This is a genomic window from Paracoccus yeei ATCC BAA-599 (assembly GCF_000622145.1).
In the GTDB taxonomy this organism is placed as follows: Bacteria; Pseudomonadota; Alphaproteobacteria; order Rhodobacterales; family Rhodobacteraceae; genus Paracoccus; species Paracoccus yeei.
Genome location: NZ_JHWH01000002.1, coordinates 337,561 through 358,672 on the forward strand (window position 1 = coordinate 337,561; position 21,112 = coordinate 358,672).

Annotated in this window: 20 protein-coding genes; 6 read left to right on the top strand and 14 right to left on the bottom strand. The window is 69.1% G+C overall.

Going from position 1 to position 21,112, the window contains the following annotated elements; all coding sequences use genetic code 11:
• The first annotated feature begins 30 nt into the window (after positions 1-30).
• Together BU28_RS0103870 and lpdA are read left to right on the top strand one after the other, a co-directional pair.
• The gene (locus BU28_RS0103870; protein WP_028718285.1) at positions 31-612 is read left to right on the top strand and encodes a DUF924 family protein; all 582 of its coding nucleotides are present in this window, start codon (positions 31-33) and stop codon (positions 610-612) included.
• 40 nt (positions 613-652) lie between these two features.
• Positions 653-2,044 carry a dihydrolipoyl dehydrogenase gene (gene lpdA, locus BU28_RS0103875; protein ID WP_028718286.1) on the top strand — a complete coding sequence of 464 codons (1,392 nt, stop codon included), beginning with the start codon at positions 653-655 and terminating at the stop codon, positions 2,042-2,044.
• Positions 2,045-2,130: 86 nt separating this feature from the next.
• On the opposite strand, the gene BU28_RS0103880 is transcribed toward lpdA, so the two are convergent.
• From BU28_RS0103880 to BU28_RS0103900, 5 genes are all read right to left on the bottom strand, one after another.
• Positions 2,131-3,300, bottom strand: coding sequence for a M20 aminoacylase family protein (locus BU28_RS0103880; protein WP_028718287.1), 1,170 nt, complete (start codon positions 3,298-3,300; stop codon positions 2,131-2,133).
• Positions 3,301-3,487: 187 nt separating this feature from the next.
• On the bottom strand, positions 3,488-4,831 hold the full coding sequence (locus BU28_RS0103885) for an NAD(P)/FAD-dependent oxidoreductase (RefSeq protein ID WP_028718288.1): 1,344 nt from the start codon (positions 4,829-4,831) through the stop codon (positions 3,488-3,490).
• 172 nt (positions 4,832-5,003) lie between these two features.
• Positions 5,004-5,645 carry a thiamine diphosphokinase gene (locus tag BU28_RS0103890; RefSeq protein ID WP_028718289.1) on the bottom strand — a complete coding sequence of 214 codons (642 nt, stop codon included), beginning with the start codon at positions 5,643-5,645 and terminating at the stop codon, positions 5,004-5,006.
• Positions 5,642-5,854 (bottom strand): DUF2842 domain-containing protein, encoded by a 213-nt coding sequence (locus tag BU28_RS0103895; RefSeq protein ID WP_028718290.1) that lies wholly within the window; start codon positions 5,852-5,854, stop codon positions 5,642-5,644. Before BU28_RS0103895 ends, BU28_RS0103890 begins: the two co-directional genes overlap by 4 nt.
• Entirely contained in the window at positions 5,854-7,146 is a 1,293-nt protein-coding gene (locus tag BU28_RS0103900; RefSeq protein ID WP_028718291.1) for an adenylosuccinate synthase, read from the bottom strand. Before BU28_RS0103900 ends, BU28_RS0103895 begins: the two co-directional genes overlap by 1 nt.
• A 186-nt stretch (positions 7,147-7,332) precedes the next feature.
• On the opposite strand from BU28_RS0103900, the gene BU28_RS0103905 reads away from it, so the two are divergent.
• The 3 genes from BU28_RS0103905 (at position 7,333) to BU28_RS0103915 (ending at position 8,889) form a co-directional block, all read left to right on the top strand.
• On the top strand, positions 7,333-8,148 hold the full coding sequence (locus tag BU28_RS0103905; protein ID WP_028718292.1) for a cyclase family protein: 816 nt from the start codon (positions 7,333-7,335) through the stop codon (positions 8,146-8,148).
• Positions 8,148-8,546 (top strand): carboxymuconolactone decarboxylase family protein, encoded by a 399-nt coding sequence (locus BU28_RS0103910; protein WP_028718293.1) that lies wholly within the window; start codon positions 8,148-8,150, stop codon positions 8,544-8,546. Before BU28_RS0103905 ends, BU28_RS0103910 begins: the two co-directional genes overlap by 1 nt.
• Positions 8,547-8,670: 124 nt before the next feature.
• Positions 8,671-8,889, top strand: coding sequence for a hypothetical protein (locus BU28_RS0103915; RefSeq protein ID WP_028718294.1), 219 nt, complete (start codon positions 8,671-8,673; stop codon positions 8,887-8,889).
• A gap of 251 nt (positions 8,890-9,140) precedes the next feature.
• On the opposite strand, the gene BU28_RS0103920 is transcribed toward BU28_RS0103915, so the two are convergent.
• From BU28_RS0103920 to recA, 4 genes are all read right to left on the bottom strand, one after another.
• The gene (locus BU28_RS0103920; protein WP_028718295.1) at positions 9,141-9,935 is read right to left on the bottom strand and encodes a class II glutamine amidotransferase; all 795 of its coding nucleotides are present in this window, start codon (positions 9,933-9,935) and stop codon (positions 9,141-9,143) included.
• A gap of 67 nt (positions 9,936-10,002) precedes the next feature.
• Entirely contained in the window at positions 10,003-10,293 is a 291-nt protein-coding gene (locus BU28_RS0103925) for a DUF1330 domain-containing protein (protein WP_028718296.1), read from the bottom strand.
• On the bottom strand, positions 10,290-12,947 hold the full coding sequence (alaS, locus tag BU28_RS0103930) for an alanine--tRNA ligase (protein ID WP_028718297.1): 2,658 nt from the start codon (positions 12,945-12,947) through the stop codon (positions 10,290-10,292). Before alaS ends, BU28_RS0103925 begins: the two co-directional genes overlap by 4 nt.
• A gap of 196 nt (positions 12,948-13,143) precedes the next feature.
• A complete protein-coding gene (recA, locus tag BU28_RS0103935) occupies positions 13,144-14,214 on the bottom strand; it encodes a recombinase RecA (RefSeq protein WP_028718298.1) in 1,071 nt (356 codons plus the stop codon).
• A gap of 242 nt (positions 14,215-14,456) precedes the next feature.
• On the opposite strand from recA, the gene BU28_RS0103940 reads away from it, so the two are divergent.
• The gene (locus tag BU28_RS0103940) at positions 14,457-15,032 is read left to right on the top strand and encodes a sulfotransferase family 2 domain-containing protein (protein WP_028718299.1); all 576 of its coding nucleotides are present in this window, start codon (positions 14,457-14,459) and stop codon (positions 15,030-15,032) included.
• Here the strand turns inward: BU28_RS0103940 and BU28_RS21950 are convergent.
• From BU28_RS21950 to BU28_RS0103965, 5 genes are all read right to left on the bottom strand, one after another.
• Positions 15,017-17,077 (bottom strand): ATP-binding protein, encoded by a 2,061-nt coding sequence (locus BU28_RS21950; protein ID WP_051577700.1) that lies wholly within the window; start codon positions 17,075-17,077, stop codon positions 15,017-15,019. The genes BU28_RS0103940 and BU28_RS21950 overlap by 16 nt on opposite strands.
• A 59-nt stretch (positions 17,078-17,136) precedes the next feature.
• Complete coding sequence (locus tag BU28_RS0103950) at positions 17,137-18,285, bottom strand: RsmB/NOP family class I SAM-dependent RNA methyltransferase (protein WP_028718300.1); 1,149 nt, start codon at positions 18,283-18,285, stop codon at positions 17,137-17,139.
• Positions 18,286-18,344: 59 nt separating this feature from the next.
• Positions 18,345-19,142 carry a lysozyme family protein gene (locus tag BU28_RS21955; RefSeq protein ID WP_051577701.1) on the bottom strand — a complete coding sequence of 266 codons (798 nt, stop codon included), beginning with the start codon at positions 19,140-19,142 and terminating at the stop codon, positions 18,345-18,347.
• Positions 19,143-19,206: 64 nt separating this feature from the next.
• Positions 19,207-20,424, bottom strand: coding sequence for an ABC transporter permease (locus BU28_RS0103960; RefSeq protein WP_028718301.1), 1,218 nt, complete (start codon positions 20,422-20,424; stop codon positions 19,207-19,209).
• 1 nt (position 20,425) lies between these two features.
• A complete protein-coding gene (locus tag BU28_RS0103965) occupies positions 20,426-21,109 on the bottom strand; it encodes an ABC transporter ATP-binding protein (protein WP_028718302.1) in 684 nt (227 codons plus the stop codon).
• Positions 21,110-21,112: the final 3 nt, after the last annotated feature.

Below are 21,112 nucleotides of genomic sequence, written 5' to 3' on the forward strand. Positions count from 1 at the left end.
ACCATCCCCTGAAATCAGGGAGAGGCGCCCATGACCACCGTCACACCGGCCGAGATCAACCGCTTCTGGATCGAGGAGGTCGGCCCGAAGGGCTGGTACGAACGCTCGGACGCACTGGACCAGCAGATCCGCGACCGCTTCCGCGCCGCCTGGGACGATGCGGCGGTGCTGGCCCCCGCCTGGGCCGGGGACCCCGAAGGGGCGCTGGCAGCGCTGATCCTGACCGACCAGTTCCCGCGCAACATGTTCCGCGACGATCCCCGCGCCTTCGCCACCGACGACCTGGCCCGTCGGCTGGCGGACGAGGCCATCGCGGCGGGGTTCGACCTGCGCATCGACCCGCCGGCGCGGCAGTTCTTCTACCTGCCCTTCGAGCACAGCGAAAACCTTGAGGATCAGGATCGCGCGGTCGAGCTGTTCGCCGAATTCATGCCGGGCGAAAACCTGCGCCACGCCCAGATCCATCGCGACACCATCGCCCGCTTCGGCCGCTTTCCCTGGCGCAATGCCGCCCTGGGACGCAGCCCCACACCGGCGGAATCCCGCGTGATGGAAGGCGGAGGCTACGGCGCGCTGGTATCGGGCAAGCTGTCGCTTGATGGTCTGGGATAAATGGTTTAACGCTCAACTATCTTTTTCAGAGGGGGATTCCATGGCGCAGAACTTCGACATGGTGGTGATCGGTTCCGGCCCGGGCGGCTATGTCTGCGCCATTCGCGGGGCCCAACTGGGCCTGAAAGTCGCCTGTATCGAGCGCGAGCACCTGGGCGGCATCTGCCTGAACTGGGGCTGCATCCCGACCAAGGCGCTCCTGCGCTCGGCCGAGGTGTTCCACCTGATGCACCGCGCCAAGGAATTCGGCCTTTCGGCCGGCCAGATCGGCTATGACCTGGGTGCCGTCGTCCAACGCTCGCGCGGCGTGGCCAAGCAACTCGCGGGCGGCGTCGGCCACCTGCTGAAGAAGAACAAGGTCACCGTCATCATGGGCGAGGCCACGCTGACCGCCCCCGGCAAGATCAGCGTCAAGACCGACAAGGGCGCCGAGGAAATCACCGGCAAGGCCATCGTGCTGGCGACCGGTGCCCGCGCCCGCAACCTGCCGGGGCTGGAAGCCGACGGGGACCTGGTCTGGAACTACAAGCACGCGCTGCAGCCACCGCGCATGCCCAAGAAGCTGCTGGTCATCGGGTCGGGCGCGATCGGCATCGAATTCGCCAGCTTCTTCAACACGCTGGGCGCTGATACCACGGTGGTCGAGGTCATGGACCGCGTGCTGCCGGTCGAGGATGCGGAAATCTCGGCGCTGGCGAAAAAGCAGTTCGTCAAGCAGGGCATGAAGATCATCGAGAAGGCCACGGTCAAGAAACTGGACCGCGCCTCCGGCAAGGTCACCGCCCACATCGAAAAGGACGGCAAGACCGAGACGCAGGAGTTCGACACGGTGATCTCGGCCGTCGGCATCGTCGGCAACGTGGAAAACCTCGGCCTTGAAAAGCTGGGCGCCAAGATCGACCGCACCCATGTCGTGACCGACGAATATTGCCGCACCGGCGTCGAGGGGCTCTATGCCATCGGCGACGTGGCGGGCGCCCCCTGGCTTGCCCACAAGGCCAGCCACGAAGGCGTCATGGTGGCCGAACTGATCGCCGGCCAGCATCCGCATCCGATCAAGCCGAACTCGATTCCGGGCTGCACCTATTGCAACCCGCAGGTCGCCAGCGTCGGCCTGACCGAGGAGAAGGCCAAGGCCGCGGGTTACGAGATCAAGGTCGGCCGCTTCCCCTTCATCGGCAACGGCAAGGCCATCGCCTTGGGCGAACCCGAGGGGCTGGTCAAGACCGTCTTCGACGCCAAGACCGGCGAGCTGCTGGGCGCACATATGGTCGGCGCCGAGGTCACCGAACTGATCCAGGGCTATGTCGTCGGCCGCACGCTGGAAACCACCGAGGCCGAGCTGATGGAGACGGTCTTCCCGCACCCGACCCTGTCGGAAATGATGCACGAATCCGTGCTTTCGGCCTATGGCCGCGCCATCCACTTCTAGGCAAGACCAAGGGGGCCCGCGCGGCCCCCTTCAGCAATCACCGTTTTTCAAATACCCATATTCCGGCGCCGCCGCCGGGCCGGCGCTCAGGCGGAAGCCGGCATCCGCGCCTCGACCATGCCGGCATACCAGCTTGCGCCCGCCGGGATCGCATTGTCGTCGAAATCGTATTCCGGCGAATGAACCATGGCGGTGTCGCCGTTGCCGACAAAGATATAGGCGCCCGGCCGTTCGTTCAGCATATAGCTGAAATCCTCGCCCGCCATCAGGGGCAGCATGTCCATGTTCACGAAACCGGCCACCTGCCGGGCCACCTCCGCCGCGAAACCAGTGGCTTGCGGGTCGTTCATGGTGACGGGATAGCCGCGCTCGTAATGCACCTCGGCCCGGGCGCCCAGCGCCGCGGCGGTGTTTTCCGCGACCCTCGCGATGGCGGCCTCGATCTGGTCGCGCACCTCGGGATCAAGGCTGCGGGCGGTGCCGCGCAGGGTCACCATCTGCGGGATGACGTTGTGGGCGGTGGAATCCGTCTCGACCACGCAGACCGAGACCACGCCGCTTTTCAGCGGATCGACGTTGCGCGACACAACGGACTGAAGTGCAACAATAATCTGCGCAGCCACCAATGTGGTGTCGATGCATTCATGCGGCTTGGCCGCGTGGCCGCCCTTGCCCGTCACCACGATGTCGAACTGGTCGGCGGCGGCCATCATCGCGCCTTCGCGGATCGCGAACGTGCCGACCGGATAGCCGGGCATGTTGTGCATGCCATAGAACTCCTGAATGCCCCAACGCTCGACCAGCCCGTCCTGGACCATGGCCAGGCCGCCGCCGCCGCCCTCCTCGGCGGGCTGGAAGATGACCACGGCGGTGCCGTCGAAATTGCGCGTCTCGGACAGGTATTTCGCGGCGCCAAGCAGCATGGCGGTGTGGCCGTCATGCCCGCAGGCGTGCATGACCCCCGGATTTTTCGAGGCATAGGCGCGCCCCGTCCGTTCCCGGATGGGCAGCGCGTCCATGTCCGCGCGCAGGCCCACGACCCGGCCGCTGCGGTCGGTCCGACCCCGGATCACGCCCACGACGCCGGTGCGGCCGATGCCCTCGACAACCTCGTCGCAGCCGAAGTCGCGCAACAGCGCGGCGACGCGGGCGGCGGTGCGATGCACCTCGTACAGCAGTTCCGGGTTCTCGTGGAAATCCCGGCGCCAGGCGGCGATCTCGGGCAGCAGTTCGGCGAAGCGGTTCTTGACGGGCATGGGACACTCTCCTTCGCGGGCAGGTTAGCCCTTTCGCGGGGCGCCGCAAGCCCGCGCAACGGCAGCGCGCGTTGCGCCGGTGCACCGGCCCCCGGGACAGGCACGAAAACCCAAGGATCGCCGGGATTTTGGCCGTGCAGCCCGTGCACGGCGCGTACACCGGGCGTACACCGCCCATGCACCGCGATCAGATGGACGGCCCCAGTTCGACCCGCGACCCGTCCGAAAAGCGCGAGAACCGGAACCGGCGCAGATCATGCTGCGGCGCCCGGCCCAGGATCATGTCGGCCATGACCCGCCCCACCCCCGGCCCGATTCCGAAGCCGTGGCCGGACAACCCCGTCGCGATGTAGAATCCCGGCAGCGGGGTTTCGTCCAGCACCGGCACCTGGTCGGGCGTCACGTCGATCATCCCCGCCCAGGCGCGGGCGATCGCGGGTCGGCCAAGCGCGGGGAATGCCGCAGCGAAATCGTCGCGCAGCGTTTCGATCCGTCCCAGGTTCGGGGCCGGGTCAAGGACGCGCATCGCCTCGAAGGGCGAGGCTGCGTCCGCCGCCCAGCGGCGCGGCGTCCCCCAAGCATCGGGATAGTGGCGCGGCGCCGCGGGCGCGAGGCGGGTGTGGCGCATGTCGCGGCGGATCTGCGGCAGAAAGGCCCCCAGGTTCCGGAATGCGTCGGGCCCGACCCAGAAATCATGGCCGATGCCCGGCGCCAGCGTATAGCCGCCATCCGCCCGACGGCGAAAGGCAAAGCCGGAATCGGCGGCGTTGCCGGCGTGGAACTCCGGCATCGGCGGCGTCGCAGCGACCGTCGCGCGCACCGCAAGCTGCGGAAAGCCCAGCCCCGCATGGCGCGCCAGAAGCGAGGACCAGGCGCCCCCGGCCAGCAGCACCTGCGGCGCAGCGATGGGCCCTTTTTCGGTGACCACCCCCGAAACCCGCCCGGCGGCGGTCTCGACGGCGCGCACGGCGCAGGATTCGTGCAGGCTCGCGCCCGCCTCGGCGGCAAGGCCCGCGATGGCGGGAACGGCGGTCCAGGGCTCGGCCCGCGCATCGCTCGCAGTGTGAAGTCCGCCGACCCAGCCGGCGGCATTGGGCAGCAGGGCATCCAGTTCCGCCCGCGACAGCATCCGCGTGTCCAAGCCATGGGCGCGGGCATGGGGCAGCCAGCTTTCGAAATTCGCCAGATCCGCCCGGCCATTGGCCAGATAAGTGGTCCCGGTCCGGCGCAGCCCCACCGCCTCGCCCAAGCGCTGCTGCAAGCCGTCCCACAGGCGCAGGGCATGGATCATCACCGGCAGTTCGGCCGGGTCGCGGCCCTGCTGGCGCACCCAGCCCCAGTTGCGCGAGCTTTGCTCGCCCGCGATGCGGCCCTTTTCGCACAGGACGACCCGGCGCCCGGCCTCGGCCAGGTAAAGCGCCGTCGCGACGCCGGCGATGCCGCCGCCGATCACGACCACATCGGCCTGCGCCGGAGGATCGGCGGCAAAGCGCATGGGGGTCGCAAGGGAAATCGGTCCGCCGGTCTGCATGGCGCAAGGCTTAATTCGGCGCAAGGCGCGCCACAAGCGGTCTCGGCAACCGGACTTGTGCAAGTGCAGGGTTTCCTTGTTGTTCAAATACCCAAACCGGCCGTTTCGCAAAAGCGACGCCGGTGGTCTTGGCCAGCAGTGCCGAATGGGTATTTGAACAACAAGGAAACCTTCAAAGCGCCTGCGCAAGGTCGGCCAGATGCGCGCGCGGCAGGATCAGCAGCACGGGTCCTTCGATCGCCAGGCGCAGGGGGCCGGTGCAGCGGTTCGAGGTTCCGACGCGCCCGTCCGGGGCAAGGTCGAGCCCGTCGATGGGCCATTCCAGACCCTGCGAGCGCCCGCGCGCCGGTCCCATCGGGAACAGCGAGACGCGGGTGCCGGGCGGCAGGTCCAGGGCGATTTCGGGCGGGGCCAGGGCGATGGCGTCATCGCCCGCCAGCAGGATGCAGGGCGGGCCCAGGCGGCGCGCCAGCGTCGAGAGAGCGGCCAGGAAATGATCCTGGCGCGCGCCGGAAAAGCCCAGGCCAATGACCAGGGGCGCGTCGATCCGGGACAGGCATTTTTCGAAATCCGTGCTGTCCTGTTCGGCGATGCGGTGCAGGTTTTCGGCCGGGATGGCGGTGCGGGCCGCCTCAGACAGGCTGTCGAAATCGCCCCAGACGGCGGCGGGGGTCAGGCTCCGGGCCAGGGCCTGGTCGGCGCCGCCGTCCGCCGCGGCCACGGTGGGCGCCAGCGCCAGCGCCTGGGCCAGGTCGTCCGGCCCGAGCGGCCCGCCACCGATCAGGGTGACGGGCTGGCGGCTTTGCAGGATCATTCGCCCTTGCCGATGCCGCGGAAGATGCGGCGGAACGGGAAGGCCCAGAGCACGCCCAGGCCCACATAGACCGCGAATTCGGCCAGGATCGGCAGGCGTCCGAAGCGGGCGTCCAGCCAGTTCATCAGCGTCACCGCCACCACGATGTAAAGCGGCAGGCCGATCAGCAGCACCACCAGCGACCAGCGTTTGCGCGCCTTGAGGTCCATCAGTCGGCGAAGGGGTCGGTGACGAGGATGGTGTCGTCGCGCTCGGGCGAGGTCGAAAGCAGCGCCACGGGGCACTGGATCAGTTCCTCGATGCGGCGGACGTATTTGATCGCCTCGGCCGGCAGATCGGCCCAGCTGCGCGCGCCTTGCGTCGATTGCTGCCAGCCCGGCATCTCTTCGTAGACCGGGGTCACCTTGGCCTGCAGGGCGGCGGCGGTGGGCAGGTGGTCGAAATGCTGGCCGTCGATTTCGTAGCCCGTGCAGATCTTCAGCGTCTTGAACCCGTCCAGCACGTCGAGCTTGGTCAGCGCGATGCCATCCACGCCGGAAATCGCGCAGGTCTGGCGCACCAGCACCGCGTCGAACCAGCCGCAGCGGCGCTTGCGGCCGGTGACGGTGCCGAATTCATGGCCGCGCTCGCCCAGGCGCTGGCCGTCCTCATCCTCGAGCTCGCTCGGGAAGGGACCGGAGCCGACGCGGGTGGTATAGGCCTTGACGATGCCCAGCACGAAGCCGATGGCCGAGGGGCCCATGCCGGTGCCGGTCGCGGCCATGCCCGACATGGTGGTCGAGGAGGTCACGTAAGGATAGGTGCCGAAGTCGATGTCGAGCAGCGAGCCCTGCGCGCCCTCGAACAGGATGCGCTTGCCGGCGCGGCGATAGTCGTTCATCACCTTCCAGACCGGCTGGGCGTATTGCAGAAGCTTCGGCGCGATCTCCAGGAGCTTCGCGCGCAGCTCGGCCCGGTCGATGGGCGTGGCGCCCAGGCCCTGGCGCAGCGCATCGTGATGCGCGAGCAGCCGGTCGAGCCGGGCGTCCAGCGTCTCTTCGTCGCCGAGGTCGGCGACGCGGATGGTCCGGCGGCCGACCTTGTCCTCGTACGCCGGGCCGATGCCGCGGCCGGTGGTGCCGATCTTGGAGGCCCCCGCCGCCTCTTCGCGCAGCTTGTCGAGGTCCTGATGCAGCGGCAGGATCAGCGGCGTGTTTTCCGCGATCATCAGGTTTTCGGGGCTGATCTGCACGCCCTGGGCCGACAGCTTGTCGATTTCGGCAAACAGCGCCCAGGGGTCCAGCACGACGCCGTTGCCGATGACCGCCATTTTGCCCGCGCGCACGATGCCCGAGGGCAGGAGCGACAGCTTGTAGACCTGGTTGCCGATGACCAGCGTGTGGCCCGCGTTGTGCCCGCCCTGGAAGCGCGCGATCACGTCGGCGCGTTCGGACAGCCAGTCCACGATCTTGCCCTTGCCTTCGTCGCCCCATTGCGCGCCGACGACCACCACATTGGCCATTGTGCTTTCCTTCCGCGGTCATGAATGCCGAGCACGGTATAATGGCCAGGGCGCTGCTGGGAAAGCGCATTCCATGCCGCGCGGAAAATCGGCCTGCGGCCCGTGCGGAAATGCTTTGCCGGGGGCGCGGCAGTCGTGGGAACACTGGGGCGACCGGGACGGTCCCGGCCGCAAGGGAGACAGACCATGTGCAATGCCTGCGTGATCGAAAGCGTCAAGCAAACCATGATGAGCCGGCGCAGCCTGTTCATGGGGGCGGCCGCCAGCGGCGCCGCCGCCATCGCGTCCAGCGCGCTGAGCGCCCGCCCGGCCCTGGCCGAGGCCAGGGGCAAGGTCCTGGACCTGACCTATGTGTTCGACGAAAAGTTCCCGACCTTCGACGGGGTGCCCGGCATCGCCTATGAGGAGGCGGTGAATTTCGACGCCTCGGGCTATCAGCTGTGGAAGATCACCGTCTTTGAGCATTCCGGCACCCATGTCGACGCGCCGCTGCATTTTTCCAAGGACGGCATGTCGGTGGCGGAACTGCCGCCGGAAAGCCTGATCTGCCCGCTTTGCGTCATCGACATCACCGCCAAGGCCCGCGACGACGCCAATGCGGCGCTGGAGGCCGAGGATGTCGAGGCCTGGATCAGCGCCCATGGCGCGATCCCGGCGGGCGCCTGCGTCGCGATGCATTCCGGCTGGGGCGCGAAGGTCGCCACGCCCGCGTTCCGCAACACGCCGGACGGGGCATTCGCCTTTCCGGGCTTCGGCAAGTCGGCGACGGATCTGCTGGCGACGATGGATGTCGCGGCCATCGCCAGCGACACGCTGTCCCTGGACCCCGGCAACTCGGCCGATTTCGCGGTGCACAACTCCTGGCTGCCGGGCGGGCGCTACGGGATCGAGAACCTGGCCCATGTCGACCAGCTTCCGGCCAAGGGCGCAACGATCTTTGTCGGGGCACCCAAGCACGCGCGCGGCACCGGCGGCCCGGCCCGCGTGATGGCGCTGGTCTGATGGCAACGGTCCCGCTGCTGTCCGACGAGGAGGCGCCCGCGGAATCGCGGGCAGTCTTCGAAGCCATCCGCGCCGCACGGGGCACGGATTACGTCAACAACTTCTGGCGCGCGCTGGCGCATGATCCGGCGCTTCTGCGCGCGACATGGGAACGGCTTTCGGCGGTCATGGGGCCGGGCGCGCTGGACCCGCTGGTCAAGGAGATGGTCTATCTGGCGGTCTCGACGGCGAACGGCTGTTCCTATTGCGTCCATTCCCACACCGCCGCCGCCCGCGCCAAGGGCATGACCCCCGCGCAGCACGCCGAACTGCTGGCGGTGATCGCCATGGCCAGCCAGACCAATGCGCTGGCCAACGCGCTTGCGGTGCCGGTGGATGCGCGGTTCATGGAGGACTGACGGAACGACAGGGAGCCGATGCCGCAACGCAGCATTGCAGTTTCGGCAGTAGCTACGGCAGCAAGGATGACTTATCTTGGCCTGCAGGGGAGGAAACCGTTCGCCAACACCGAAAGGGTTTCCAATGGCACTGCACTCCAACGCCTATTCGTCCTGGCTGCCGGCCGCCTATGACGCCTTCTTTGCCAAGCTGGGCCAGGGTCTGAACGCCTATGTCGAGACGCGCTCGCGCCGGGCGGAGATCGCCGCGCTCGAAGCGAAATCGGACGAGGAACTGGCCCGCATGGGAATCGCGCGGGACCGTATCGTGCATTACGTCTTTCGCGACCTGGTCTGGATCTGACCGCCGGAGCAGGGGTGCGGCGATGGCCGCGCCCCTGTTTGCGCATCCGTGGTGGTGCGCCCTGCCCTTTCAGGCCCCGTCCGCAGTCTGATGGGCGCGAGTCTGATGGGCGCGCGGGGATGAAGCACCGCGCGGCGGCGCGAGCGGCGGGGCCGGATCGGGTATTTGGAAAACGGTGAAAGCCGGGGTGCCGGAACCGGGTCGATCCCTGGTCCGGCGTTTCGGGTCCGGCGTCCTTGCCGCCCGGCGCGTCAGGCGGCGGCGCGCAGGAGGTCGGGCTGGAAGGGGGCGATCGCGACCCTGGCTCCCTCGAAGACGCAGAAGCTTTGCGCCGGCACCTCGATCCAGTCGGCTTCGTCGCTTTCCAGGGGCTCCGAGACCACGGCGCGGCCGTTGCGGTTTTCCGACCAGCGGTGGAACAGTGTCGGCGCCTGGTCGTCGCTGGCGTAGCGCAGCGCATAGAGCCGCTGGCCGTCCGAGAAGGCGGCGGTCAGGCGGACATGCGGCGCCTCGCCCCGGTCGCGGGCCAGCGCCTGGAACCGGGCCGTGGCGCGGGCCATGGCGCCGGCCGGGTCGCTGTCCAGCCCCTCGCCCAGGGCCATCAGGAACAGCGCCTCGCTGTCGGTGGCGCCCTTGCGGTGGGCGTAATAATCGTCGGGGATCAGCGCCTCGGCATGGCGGCGGTAGCGGTCGTAGCCGCCGAACTGGCCGTTGTGCATGAAGCTCCAGCGGCCGACGACGAAGGGATGGCAGTTGTTGCGGCTGGTCGCGGTCCCCGTCGAGGCGCGCACATGCGCCAGGAACAGGTGCGATTTCAGCGTCGCGGTCAGGCTTTTCAGATTGCTGTCGGACCAGGCCGGCATGATGTCGCGGTAAAGCCCCGGCTCGGCCCGTTCGCCGTACCAGGCGAGGCCGAAGCCGTCCGCATTGACCGGCGTCAGGCACCGCTGCGCGTCGTGGCTTTGCCGGACCAGCGAATGGCCGGGCCGGCAGATCACATCCTCAAGAAAGATCGGACTGCCGATATAGGCTGCCCAGCGACACATTTCCTGTCCCCGTTTTCACGCTTTTCCAAGGGCTAGCATGGAAAGGCCGGAGAATCACCAAAAACCCTCAGGCGGGGTTTTCCTCGACGATCACAAGGTCGCGCTCTGCCGCATTCCGGGCATGGTCCAGCGCCGCCTGGTATTCGGGCGAGTTGTAGCAGGCCACCGCATCCTCGACGCTGGGAAAGCGGGCGACGACATTGCGGGCGCGGTCGGCGCCTTCAAGCTGCACATAGCGCGAGCCGCGCGCCAGGAAGACCCCGCCATGGGCGGCGATGGCCGGACCGGCGAGCCTGGCGTATTCGCCGTAAGCCTCGGGGTCGGTGACGGTCACATGGGCAATCCAGAGCGCGGTCATGCCTTCTCTCCGATCAGGGTTTCGACGGCGGCGATGGCATGGTCGGCCAGCGCCAGGCTGGGGGCGCCGCCCTGGGCACGGTCGGGGCGGCCGCCGCCGCCCTTGCCGCCCAGTGCCGCAGTCGCGGCCTGGACCAGGTCCACGGCGCTGACGCGCGCGGTCAGGTCCGGGGTGACGCCGGCGGCGACGGTGGCCTTGCCCTCGGCCTCGGCCAGCACCACGACGGCGCCCGAACCCAGCCTGGCCTTCATCTCATCCACCAGCGGGCCGAGTTCCTTGCCGGAAACGCCGTCGACGCGGCGGGCGATCAGCTTGATGCCGTTGATCTCCTTGGGTGCGTCCTCGGCGCCCCCGCCCATGGCGAGTTGGCGCTTGAGCTGGGCGACCTCGTTGGCCAGCGCCTTGCGTTCCTCGGCCAAGGCGCGGACCTTGTTCACCACGTCGCCCGATTGCGCCTTGAGGATACCGGCGATTTCGGAAAGCTCGGCGTCCACGCGGCGCAATTCGTCCATCGCGGCCTGGCCGGTCAGCGCCTCGATCCGGCGGATGCCGGCGGCCGAGGCGGTTTCGGTGGTCAGGGCGAACATGCCGATGTCGCCGGTGCGCCCGACATGGGTGCCGCCGCAGAGTTCCAGCGAATAGGTGCGGCCCTCGTTGCCCTTGCCCGAGCCGTCCAGTTCGCCCATGGACACGACGCGCACCTCGTCGCCGTATTTCTCGCCGAACAGCGCTTGGGCGCCTAGGGCGCGGGCGTCGTCGGGGGTCATGATCCGGGTTTCGACCGGGCTGTTCTGGCGGATGAAATCGTTCACCTCGCGTTCGACCTGGGCGATTTCCTCGGGCGTCAGCGCCTTGCCGTGGCTGAAGTCGAAGCGCAGCCGGTCGGGCGCGTTCAGGCTGCCGCGCTGCGCGACGTGATCGCCGAGCGCGCGCCGCAGCGCCTCGTGCAGCAGGTGCGTGGCCGAGTGGTTGGCGCGGATCGCGCTGCGGCGGTCGTGATCGACCGAGAGCTGCGCGCCCTGGCCGCGGCTGATCGTGCCCAGCGTCACCTCGGCCACATGGATGAAGACGCCATTGGCTTTCTTGGTGTCGGTGACGCGCGCCGCGCCGGTTTCGGTCTTGATGAGCCCGGTGTCGCCGACCTGGCCGCCGGATTCACCGTAGAAGGGCGTCTGGTTGACGACGATCTGGACCGGCTGACCCTCGGACACGGTTTCGACCGCGGCGCCGTCCTGCACCAGGGCCAGGATCTGGCCCTCGGCCTCCTCGGTGTCGTAGCCCAGGAATTCGGTGGCCCCGTGCTGTTCGGCCAGGTCGAACCAGATCGCGGCGTCCTTGGTCTCGCCCGAGCCGGCCCAGGCGGCGCGGGCCTTGGCCTTCTGCTCGGCCATGGCGGCGTCGAAGCCGGCGGTGTCGACGCTGCGGCCCTTTTCGCGCAGCGCGTCCTGGGTCAGGTCCAGCGGGAAGCCGTAGGTGTCGTAAAGCTTGAAGGCCGCCTCGCCGGGCAGGTTCGCCCCCTCGGGCAGGCGCGACAGTTCGTCATCCAGCAGGCGCAGGCCGCGGTCGAGCGTCTGCTTGAAGCGCGTCTCCTCGAGCCGCAGCGTCTCCTCGATCAGGGGCTGGGCGCGGCCGAGTTCGGGATAGGCGGCACCCATCTGGCGCACCAGCGCGGGGACCAGGCGGTGCATGACCGGATCCTTGGCGCCCAGCATATGCGCGTGGCGCATGGCGCGGCGCATGATGCGGCGCAGCACATAGCCGCGCCCTTCGTTGCTGGGCATCACCCCGTCCGCGATCAGGAAGCTGGTCGAGCGCAGGTGGTCGGCGATGACGCGGTGATGCACCTTGCCCGGGCCGTCCGGGTCGGCGCTGGTCGCATGGGCGCTGGCCTCGATCAGCGACCGCATCAGGTCGGTGTCGTAATTGTCGTGCTTGCCCTGCAAGAGCGCGCCGATCCGTTCCAGCCCCATGCCGGTGTCGATCGACTGCATGTCGAGCGCGCGCATCGAGCCGTCCTCGAACTGCTCGTTCTGCATGAAGACGAGGTTCCAGATCTCGATGAAGCGGTCGCCGTCCTCATCGGCCGAGCCGGGCGGGCCGCCCCAGATCTGGTCGCCGTGGTCGTAGAAGATCTCGGTGCAGGGGCCGCAGGGGCCGGTCGGGCCCATCTGCCAGAAGTTGTCGCTGGTCGGGATGCGGATGATGCGGTCGTCCGTCAGGCCCGCGACCTTCTTCCAGATATCCGCGGCCTCGTCGTCGGTGTGGTAGACGGTGACCAGCAGCTTGTCCTTGGGGATGCCGAAATCCTTGGTCAGCAATTCCCAGGCATAGGGGATGGCCTGGCTTTTGAAGTAATCGCCAAAGCTGAAGTTGCCCAGCATTTCGAAGAAGGTATGGTGCCGGGCGGTATAGCCCACATTGTCCAGGTCGTTGTGCTTGCCGCCGGCGCGCACGCATTTCTGCGCGGTGGTGGCGCGGTTGTAGTCGCGCTTCTCGACCCCGGTGAACAGGTTCTTGAACTGCACCATGCCCGAGTTGGTGAACATCAGGGTCGGATCGTTTCGCGGCACCAGGGGGCTGGATTCGACGACCCGGTGGCCGTTGCGTTCGAAAAAGCTCAGGAAGGTCGAGCGGATATCATTCAAGCTGGGCATGTCATAGCCTTCATCGCAAAGCGTCTGGTCCGGCCGGCGCCGGTTTGCCGCCCGGTCTAGCCCCAGGCCGGACCTCTGTCCAGCAATCCCGGACTTCGCCGCCGGCGGCCGGGGGTCTTTCCTGCGCCGACGCGGCCCCCGAACATGGGAAATGCGCGGGGAGGCCCCGCGCATCCTGTCCGGCCAAGGCCTCGGATCACTCCTCGGTCAGGCTGTCGTCGCTGTCCTCGGTCGCGCCGAAATCCAGGCCGTGGCTGGCGCGGATCTTGTCCTCGATGGCGAAGGACACCTCGGGATGGTCGCGCAGATACTGCTTGGCGTTCTCGCGGCCCTGGCCGATGCGTTCGTCGCCATAGGAATACCAGCTGCCCGATTTCTCGACCACGCCGGCCTTGATGCCCAGGTCGATCAACTCGCCGACCTTGGAGATCCCCTCGCCATACATGATGTCGAATTCGACCTGGCGGAAGGGCGGCGCCACCTTGTTCTTGACCACCTTGACGCGGGTGGCGTTGCCGACCACCTCGTCGCGGTCCTTGATCGCGCCGGTGCGGCGGATGTCGAGCCGGACCGAGGCGTAGAACTTCAGCGCGTTGCCCCCGGTCGTGGTTTCCGGGTTGCCGAACATCACGCCGATCTTCATGCGGATCTGGTTGATGAAGATCACCATGCAGTTCGAGCGGCCGATGCTGGCGGTCAGCTTGCGCATCGCCTGGCTCATCAGACGGGCCTGGCTGCCCATCTGCATGTCGCCCATGTCGCCCTCGATCTCGGACTTGGGCGTCAGCGCCGCGACCGAGTCGACCACCACCAGGTTCACCGCGCCCGAGCGCACCAGCGTGTCGACGATCTCCAGCGCCTGTTCGCCCGTGTCGGGCTGGCTGATCAGGAGCTCGTCCAGGTTCACGCCCAGCTTCTTGGCGTATTGCGGATCCAGCGCGTGTTCGGCGTCGACGAAGGCGCAGACGCCGCCCTTCTTCTGTTCCTCGGCCACCACATGCAGCGTCAGCGTGGTCTTGCCCGAGCTTTCCGGGCCGAAGATCTCGATGATGCGGCCCTTGGGCAGGCCGCCGATCCCCAGCGCGATGTCGAGCCCCAGCGAGCCGGTCGAGGTCGCCTCGATCTCGGCCACGGGATTGTCGGCCCCCAGCTTCATGATGGAGCCCTTGCCGAACTGCCGCTCGATCTGTGCGAGCGCGCTGTCCAGCGCCTTTTGCTTGTCTGCCGAGCGCTTGTCGTTCATGTCGAAAAGAGTTGCCCCTGCCATGCCGTCCTCATGCTTATCACACACCCCGAAGGCCGGGGCAATCTGTGCCCGCCCGCAACGATGTTCACGGGTTGTTCCTATTTGGGCGCTTTTGCATCAAATTGCAAGATCGCCCGCGATTCGCGGCCCCGCGCCGGCCCCGCTTTCCCAGCATCCGCCGCAGGGGTTAAGAAACGGTTTACAGCCCTGCGCCGGGGGTTTATCCCCATGCCGCTTGCGACGACGGACGGATGGCCTGCTGCATGTTGATTTTCTGGGAAAAGCGCCTGGTGTTCCTGGCCACGCCCAAGGCGGGCTCGACCGCGATCGAGGCCGCGCTCGAAGCCCTGGCCAACGTGGCCGTGCAGCGGCCCGCGGCCCTCAAGCATACGAACCTTGCCCATTACCGCGGCCATATCGAGCCCTGGCTGCAGGCGATGGCGGGCGAGGGCTTCACCACCGTCGCCCTGATGCGCGAACCGATCGACTGGCTGCGCAGCTGGTACCGCTTTCGGCTGCGCGACGACATGGACGACCCGGACCACGCCATGACCGGGGTCAGCTTTGCCGATTTCGCCCAGGCCTATGCCGGTCACGAGGACCGGGAGATCGGCTCGCAGTCGGGCTTTCTGACCCGGGACGGGGACCGGGTGGACCGCATCTTCCGCTATGAGGACATCGAGGCCTTCACCCATTTCCTCGAGGACCGGCTGGACTGCGCGATCAGCCTGCCGCGGGTCAACGTGCCGCCCGCGGTCGACGTCTCGCTGGACGAGCCGCAAGAGACGCGGCTGCGCCAGGTCATGGAGCGCGACGTGGCGCTTTACGATTCGCTCTGACCGCCCGCCGGGACCGGCCCCATCTCGAGCTGGCGGCTGACCAGCGCCGTCAGGTCCGACAACGAGAAGGGCTTGGGCAGGAAGGCCGAATGCGGCACCGACGGGCGGCCGTCGGCAAAGACATCCTCGGCATAGCCCGACATGAAGATGACGCGGGTCTGCGGCCGGTCGCGCAGCGCGGTCCTGACCCAGGCCGGCCCGTCCATGCCCGGCATCACGACATCGGTGACGAAGACGTCCACGTTCAGGCGCTGGTCGGACAGCAGCGCCAGGGCGTCCTCGGCGCAGGCGGCCTCGAGCACGTTGAAGCCCTGCAGCTTCAGCGCGCGGCTGGCGAAGGCGCGGACCGGGGCCTCGTCCTCGACCAGCAGGACGGTGGCCTCGACATCGCGGCGCGGGCGCTTGGCGGGGCGGGGCTTTTCCGGTTCGGGCGCCTCGGCCGCGTCGCGGTCATGGGCCGGGAAGAACAGCGAAAAGGTGCTGCCCTCGCCCAGGGTGCTGTCGCAAAAGATATAGCCCCCGGTCTGCTTGACGATGCCATAGGCGGTGGACAGGCCAAGTCCGGTCCCCTCGCCCGTGCGCTTGGTGGTGTAGAAGGGCTCGAAGATCTTGGCCAGGTCCTCGGCCGGGATGCCGCAGCCGCGGTCGCGGACCTGGACGCGGACGTAATCCCCCGCCGGCAGGGTGGCGCGCCCGATCTCGGTCGCGCCGTCCAGGCGCAGGTTGTCGGTGCTGACCGTGATGTCGCCGCCGCCGGGCATGGCGTCGCGCGCGTTCACCACCAGGTTCATGATGACCTGTTCCAGCTGCCGGCGATCTGCGCGGATCATGCGCAGCTGCGGATCGTGATCGAAGGTCAGCACGATCCGTTCCCCCACCAGGCGGTTCAGCAGGTGGGTCAGGTCCGACAGCGTGTCGCGCAGGTCCATGATCTGGGGCTTGAGCGTCTGCTTGCGCGAAAACGCCAGCAACTGCCGGACCAGCGCCGCCGCGCGGTTGGCGTTCTGGCTGATCTGGTCCAGGTCGGCGTAATCGGGGTCGGCCTTGTCGTGGCGCAGCATCAGAAGGTCGCAATGCCCGGTGATCGCGGTCAGCAGGTTGTTGAAGTCATGCGCGATGCCGCCGGCAAGCTGGCCGATGGCCTGCATCTTCTGGCTTTGGACGAATTGCGCCTCGAGCGTTTTCAGCGCGCTTGCGTCGGACAGGACGGCGGTGACGTAATCGCCTGCGCCATGCGACAGGCTGATCTGGACGAAGCGGTCCGGGCCGCCGGCCTTCAGGTGGACGACCTCGGCGCCGCCGATGGTGCGGCCGGCGCAGACATCCGCCACCCAGTCGCCGATCTCGCGGCCGAGCCCGTCGAACAGGGCAGAAAGCGACTGGCCGGGCAGGTCCGCGCCCAGAAGCTCGCGCGCGGCCAGGTTCGCGCGCAGGATCGTGGCGGCGGCGTCCAGCGTCAGCAGTGCCACCGGCAGGCTGTCGAAATCGTCCCGGCCCGGAGGCGGCGGGGCGGAGAACGCCGGCGCGGGCTGGCGCTCGCCCTGCCAGTGCTGCAGCTCCGAGCCCGGCGCCCGCGTCACCATGAAGCTGCCCGTGTCCCCCAGCTCGGCGCTTGTGCGGCCGTTCCGCGCCAGGGCGATGCACAGGTCCTGCCAGGCCGAGCGCGGCTCGGCCCGGCGGCTGGCCATCAGATCCTCGATCCTGCGGCCGACGGCCGGTCCCAGGCAGGCCAGCGCGACGTCGTTCTGGGCCAGGATCGCGCCGTCGGGTCCCACGGCCAGGGCCGGCCCGTCATGCCCGGCCAGCGCCGGCTGCAGCCGCGCCACCGCGCGCCGCAGGGCAAGGTCGCGGCGGACCTGCAGCCCGGCAATGACCCCGCCCAGCATGTAGCAGGCCAACGCCGCGCTGCCCGCCGTCAGCACCGCGAGCGCGACCAGACCATGCGGAGCCAGCGCGATCCACAGCGATCCGATGACCAGCGGCATCGAAAGATAGGGCACCAGAAGCTGGGCCGAGCGCGATGTTTCCGGGCGGGTCGATGCCATGGGGTCCCCTGTACGGCGGCTTGTGCGGCCCTCCATATCCACCCCGGGTTAATGGCAGGTTAATCCCGTCTGATCAACGCCAGGTAGAATCCATCCGAGTCCGCGGGCGGCAGGAAACGCCGCTCCTCGACCAGGGAGAAGGGGGCTTGCGCGAGGAAGCGGCGGACCGTCTCGCCGTTCTCGGGCTCGAGCAGGGAACAGGTCATGTAGGCCAGCGCACCGCCCGCCGCGACGAACCCGGCCGCTTGGGCCAGGATGGCCGCCTGCAGGTCAAGAAGATCGGCGAAGCCCTGGGGCGTCAGCCGCCATTTGGCGTCGGGCGTGCGCCGCCAGGTGCCGCTGCCGGAACAGGGCACGTCGGCCACCACCAGGTCGAAGTGCCCGCGCACCCCTCCGGGCGGGGCGATGCGGATGCGCGCCCCGGCCCGCGCGGCCCTCGCCGGAAGATCGGTCATGCGCGCGGCATCGACGTCATGGGCGGTGACGGCGCGGGCCCCGCGGGCGGCCAGCGCCAGGGCCTTGCCGCCGCCGCCCGAACAGTAATCCAGCACGCTCCCTTCCAGGGGCAGGGCCGCGCAGGCGCGTTGCGGCGACAGGTCCTGAAGCTCGACCAAGCCCTCGCGATAGGCGCGCGAGCCGGCGATGCGGCGTGCGCCGTCGATCACCCTCAGCGCCGTGGGCAGGGTTGCCGCGGTTTCGGTCGCGATTCCCTCCTCGGCCAGCGCGGCGACCGCCTGCTGGGGCGAGGCGCGCAGCGTGTTGGCCCGCAGCCAGACCGAGGCGCGGTCGCGCATGGCCTGGGCCACGGCCTCGGCCCGCGCGCCCAGCGAGGCGTCCCAGAGGGGCAGCAGCCAGTCGGGCAGGTCGCGCGCCTCGGCCGGGGTCGGGGGGCGGCCCGCGGCCCGTTCCTCGGCCGTCAGGGGGGCCGGGGCATGGCCTTCGCCGGTGAACAGGGCAGCGGGGTCCAGCCCCTGGTCGCGGCACATCCCCAGGATGAGCCCGCGCCCGGTCATCGCCCCACCCAGCGCCGCGCGCGAGCGCTTGCGGCGCAGCGCATCGAAGACCAGATCGCGCACCGCGGCGCGGTCGCCCGAGCCGGCATAGCGGCTGGCGCGCGACCAGCGCAGCAGCGCGGGCTCGGCCGGGTCTCCGGCCAGGATCCGGTCCAGAATGGTGATCGCGGCCTCGGCGCGCGCGGCAGGGGTCATGACGGGCTCCGCGTCAGGGGTCCGCCCAGAAAGACGCTGCAGGCGCGCTTGTCAATCGCTCAGGGCGGCAGGGGCGGCGGATCGGCCTGGCCGAACAGCGGCCCCGCCGCCCGCGCCAGGATCAGCGGCCCGCGTGTCGCGCCAAGCGACGGCCCCCGCCCCGCACCGATGGCGGCAAGCGAACCCGGCGTGCCCGTCACCTCCGTCCCCAGGGGCGCGCCCAGCAGCATCACCCGTTCCCGCACCCGCGCGCGGCTGCCCGAGGCGATCGAAGCGAAGCTGTTGTAGGTTTCGGGCGATCCGGTCATGCCCTGAAAGCCGCGCCCGCGCAGCATGGCCCGCAATTCGTCGAACCGCGCCAGATAGCGGTCGGCATGGACCCGGGTGCGAGAGTGGAACGCCCCGGCGGCGGCACGCCAGTCACCCGTTTCGGCGTAAAGCTGGCTGACGAAGCGGGCGGCGTAGCGCGCGTTTTCTAGGGGGTCGAACATCTGCGCGACCGAGGCGAAGTTTTCGCCGTGCCAGCGGAAGTTCAGCTGGAAGCAGCCGATGTCGAGGTTGGTGCGCCCCTGCGCCACGCGATCCTGCGCAAAGGCGATGGCGCTTTGCGGGTCGTCGAACCAGGTCCCCTCGCCCTCGGCATTCGCGCTCCAGGCCCAAGGGCGGACGACGCCGTCCATGCGCCGCCCCGTCTCGGTCAGGGTCAGGGCGCCCAGGATGTCGGGGGGCACGCCGCTTTCCCGCGCGGCCTGCTGGGTCGCCCATTCGCAAACCTCGGCCGCGGGGGGGACGGCCCCCTGCCCCGCGCCGGCGGACAGGCAGGAGAGCATCAGGACAAGAAGGGAGAGTATCCGCATGAACCCCCGCGACAGGACGACAGCCGCAGGTCTAGCGCGCAAGGGTTAAGATAGGATGGACGCCTTACCCCCACAGCGCCGCCGCCGGGGGCTGGCGATAGGCAAGCCAGGCCGGAACCGCCGCGGCCAGCGCCGAAAACCCCAGCAGGACCAGGAACATGGCCAGGTCCTGCGGGGCGAAGCCCACCGGCAGGACAAAGCCCTGCGCCCGAGAGATGGCCCGCGACATCAGCAGGGACGCCAGATAGCCGGCGGCGAATCCCAGCACGATGCCGGTGCCGAACAGCAGGAAAAGCTCGGTCCAGACCACGCCGAAGATGGCCGGGCCCGGCGCCCCGAAGGCCCGCAAGGCGCCGATCTGGCGCCGCCGCTGGCCGATGTGGATGACCGTCACCATCACCAGCGCGGCCGCAACCAGCGCAAGCGCCCCGGCCGACACCACCCCCAGCACGCGGCGCGCATCGCCGAGCAGACCGTAAAGCCCGGTCAGCACCTCGCCCGGAAAGATGGCGAGCGTCCGGCCCTCGGCCCGGTAGTCCTGGCGCAGCCGATAGGCGTCGGCGATGCTGTTCGGCTTGACCAGGATCGCGGGGAGCCCCGGCGCCTGGCCCGGCTCCCAGCGCTCGACCAGGGGCGCGCCCGCGTGGTCATGGTCGTGATCGTGGTCGTGGTGCTCCTCGCCCATGCCGTGCACCGACCAGACCGAGGAGATCGGCACCAGGATGGCGCGGTCCCAGGACGTGCCGGTGGGCAGCAGCCGGCCGGTCACATGGTAATGCACGTCCTCGTGCGCGTGGCCGCCCTGATGCAGCTGGCCATGGGTGGGGGTGATCTCGGCCCCCAGCGGCAGGTCGACGGCCGCGCCCAGGACTGCCTCGAACCCGGACTGGAACATGCGCCCCTGCGCCAGGCCCGGCGCGGTGCTTTCCAGCAGCACCGTGGTGGTGCCGACCACCGGATGACCGTCCGCGAAATCGCCGAAGCCCACGGGCGCCGCCCAAGCCACGCGCGGATCGGCCTGCAATGCCGCCAGCACGTCGCCCGACACCAGCGGCAGGGCGGCCGGCTGCAGGAACACGGTGGACAGCACCAGCTGCGTTTCGCTGCCCGGCGCGCCGATCACCAGGTCGAACTTGTCCGAAGCCCGCGCGCTGCCCAGCCGCAGCGCCCGTTCCTGCAAGGTGACGGCGACGCCAAGCGCCACAGCCAGCGCCACCAGCGCCACGATCAGCGCCGAGCCGAGGCGCAGCCGACGCAGGTCGGCCAGGATGAATCCCATCATGTCAGGCAGCCCTCGCCAGACCGTCGGCGGCGATGCGGCCTTGGTGCAGCCGGACCTGCCGGCCCAGCCGCGCGGTCAGCCGCGCGTCATGCGAGACGACGACCAGCGTGGCCCCGGCCTGGGCGGCAAGCTCCAGCAGCAGGGTGCCGATCAGGTCCGCATTGCGGGGGTCCAGGCTGGCGGTCGGCTCGTCCGCCACGATCAGCCCGGGATTGCGCAGCAGGGCGCGGGCGATGGCCACGCGCTGCATCTCGCCCCGCGACATGGTCTCGATCATCTGGGCGGGCTTTTGCAGGCCAAGGCGCGCCAGCAGGTCGCGCGCGCGCTGGGCCATGGAAGGCTGGAAGGCACGCGCCAGCCGCGCCGGCAAGGCCACGTTGTCCAGCGCCGAAAGCCCCGGAAACAGGTGGAAATCCTGCATGACCAGCCCGACGTTCGCGCCGCGCCAGCGGTCGCGCCGTCCTTCGGACAAGGCGGCGATGTCGGTGCCCGACCAGACCACGCGCCCGCGCGCAGGACGCTCGAGCCCCGTGATCACATTGACCAGCGTCGATTTTCCCGACCCCGAGGGGCCGGTGACGGCCACATGCTCGCCCGCCGCGATGTGCAGGGTCGGCAGCGCCAGGACCGGCGCCTCGAGCCCCGGATAGGCAACCTCGACGCCGGTGAGGGCAAGTGAAAGCATGCG

Coding starts and splice junctions, on each gene's coding strand:
- BU28_RS0103870 (WP_028718285.1), top strand. CDS start 31: ATGACCACCGTCACACCGGCCGAGATCAACCGCTTCTGGATCGAGGAG.
- lpdA (WP_028718286.1), top strand. CDS start 653: ATGGCGCAGAACTTCGACATGGTGGTGATCGGTTCCGGCCCGGGCGGC.
- BU28_RS0103880 (WP_028718287.1), bottom strand. CDS start 3,300: ATGCCCGTCAAGAACCGCTTCGCCGAACTGCTGCCCGAGATCGCCGCC.
- BU28_RS0103885 (WP_028718288.1), bottom strand. CDS start 4,831: ATGCAGACCGGCGGACCGATTTCCCTTGCGACCCCCATGCGCTTTGCC.
- BU28_RS0103890 (WP_028718289.1), bottom strand. CDS start 5,645: ATGATCCTGCAAAGCCGCCAGCCCGTCACCCTGATCGGTGGCGGGCCG.
- BU28_RS0103895 (WP_028718290.1), bottom strand. CDS start 5,854: ATGGACCTCAAGGCGCGCAAACGCTGGTCGCTGGTGGTGCTGCTGATC.
- BU28_RS0103900 (WP_028718291.1), bottom strand. CDS start 7,146: ATGGCCAATGTGGTGGTCGTCGGCGCGCAATGGGGCGACGAAGGCAAG.
- BU28_RS0103905 (WP_028718292.1), top strand. CDS start 7,333: ATGTGCAATGCCTGCGTGATCGAAAGCGTCAAGCAAACCATGATGAGC.
- BU28_RS0103910 (WP_028718293.1), top strand. CDS start 8,148: ATGGCAACGGTCCCGCTGCTGTCCGACGAGGAGGCGCCCGCGGAATCG.
- BU28_RS0103915 (WP_028718294.1), top strand. CDS start 8,671: ATGGCACTGCACTCCAACGCCTATTCGTCCTGGCTGCCGGCCGCCTAT.
- BU28_RS0103920 (WP_028718295.1), bottom strand. CDS start 9,935: ATGTGTCGCTGGGCAGCCTATATCGGCAGTCCGATCTTTCTTGAGGAT.
- BU28_RS0103925 (WP_028718296.1), bottom strand. CDS start 10,293: ATGACCGCGCTCTGGATTGCCCATGTGACCGTCACCGACCCCGAGGCT.
- alaS (WP_028718297.1), bottom strand. CDS start 12,947: ATGCCCAGCTTGAATGATATCCGCTCGACCTTCCTGAGCTTTTTCGAA.
- recA (WP_028718298.1), bottom strand. CDS start 14,214: ATGGCAGGGGCAACTCTTTTCGACATGAACGACAAGCGCTCGGCAGAC.
- BU28_RS0103940 (WP_028718299.1), top strand. CDS start 14,457: ATGTTGATTTTCTGGGAAAAGCGCCTGGTGTTCCTGGCCACGCCCAAG.
- BU28_RS21950 (WP_051577700.1), bottom strand. CDS start 17,077: ATGGCATCGACCCGCCCGGAAACATCGCGCTCGGCCCAGCTTCTGGTG.
- BU28_RS0103950 (WP_028718300.1), bottom strand. CDS start 18,285: ATGACCCCTGCCGCGCGCGCCGAGGCCGCGATCACCATTCTGGACCGG.
- BU28_RS21955 (WP_051577701.1), bottom strand. CDS start 19,142: ATGCGGATACTCTCCCTTCTTGTCCTGATGCTCTCCTGCCTGTCCGCC.
- BU28_RS0103960 (WP_028718301.1), bottom strand. CDS start 20,424: ATGATGGGATTCATCCTGGCCGACCTGCGTCGGCTGCGCCTCGGCTCG.
- BU28_RS0103965 (WP_028718302.1), bottom strand. CDS start 21,109: ATGCTTTCACTTGCCCTCACCGGCGTCGAGGTTGCCTATCCGGGGCTC.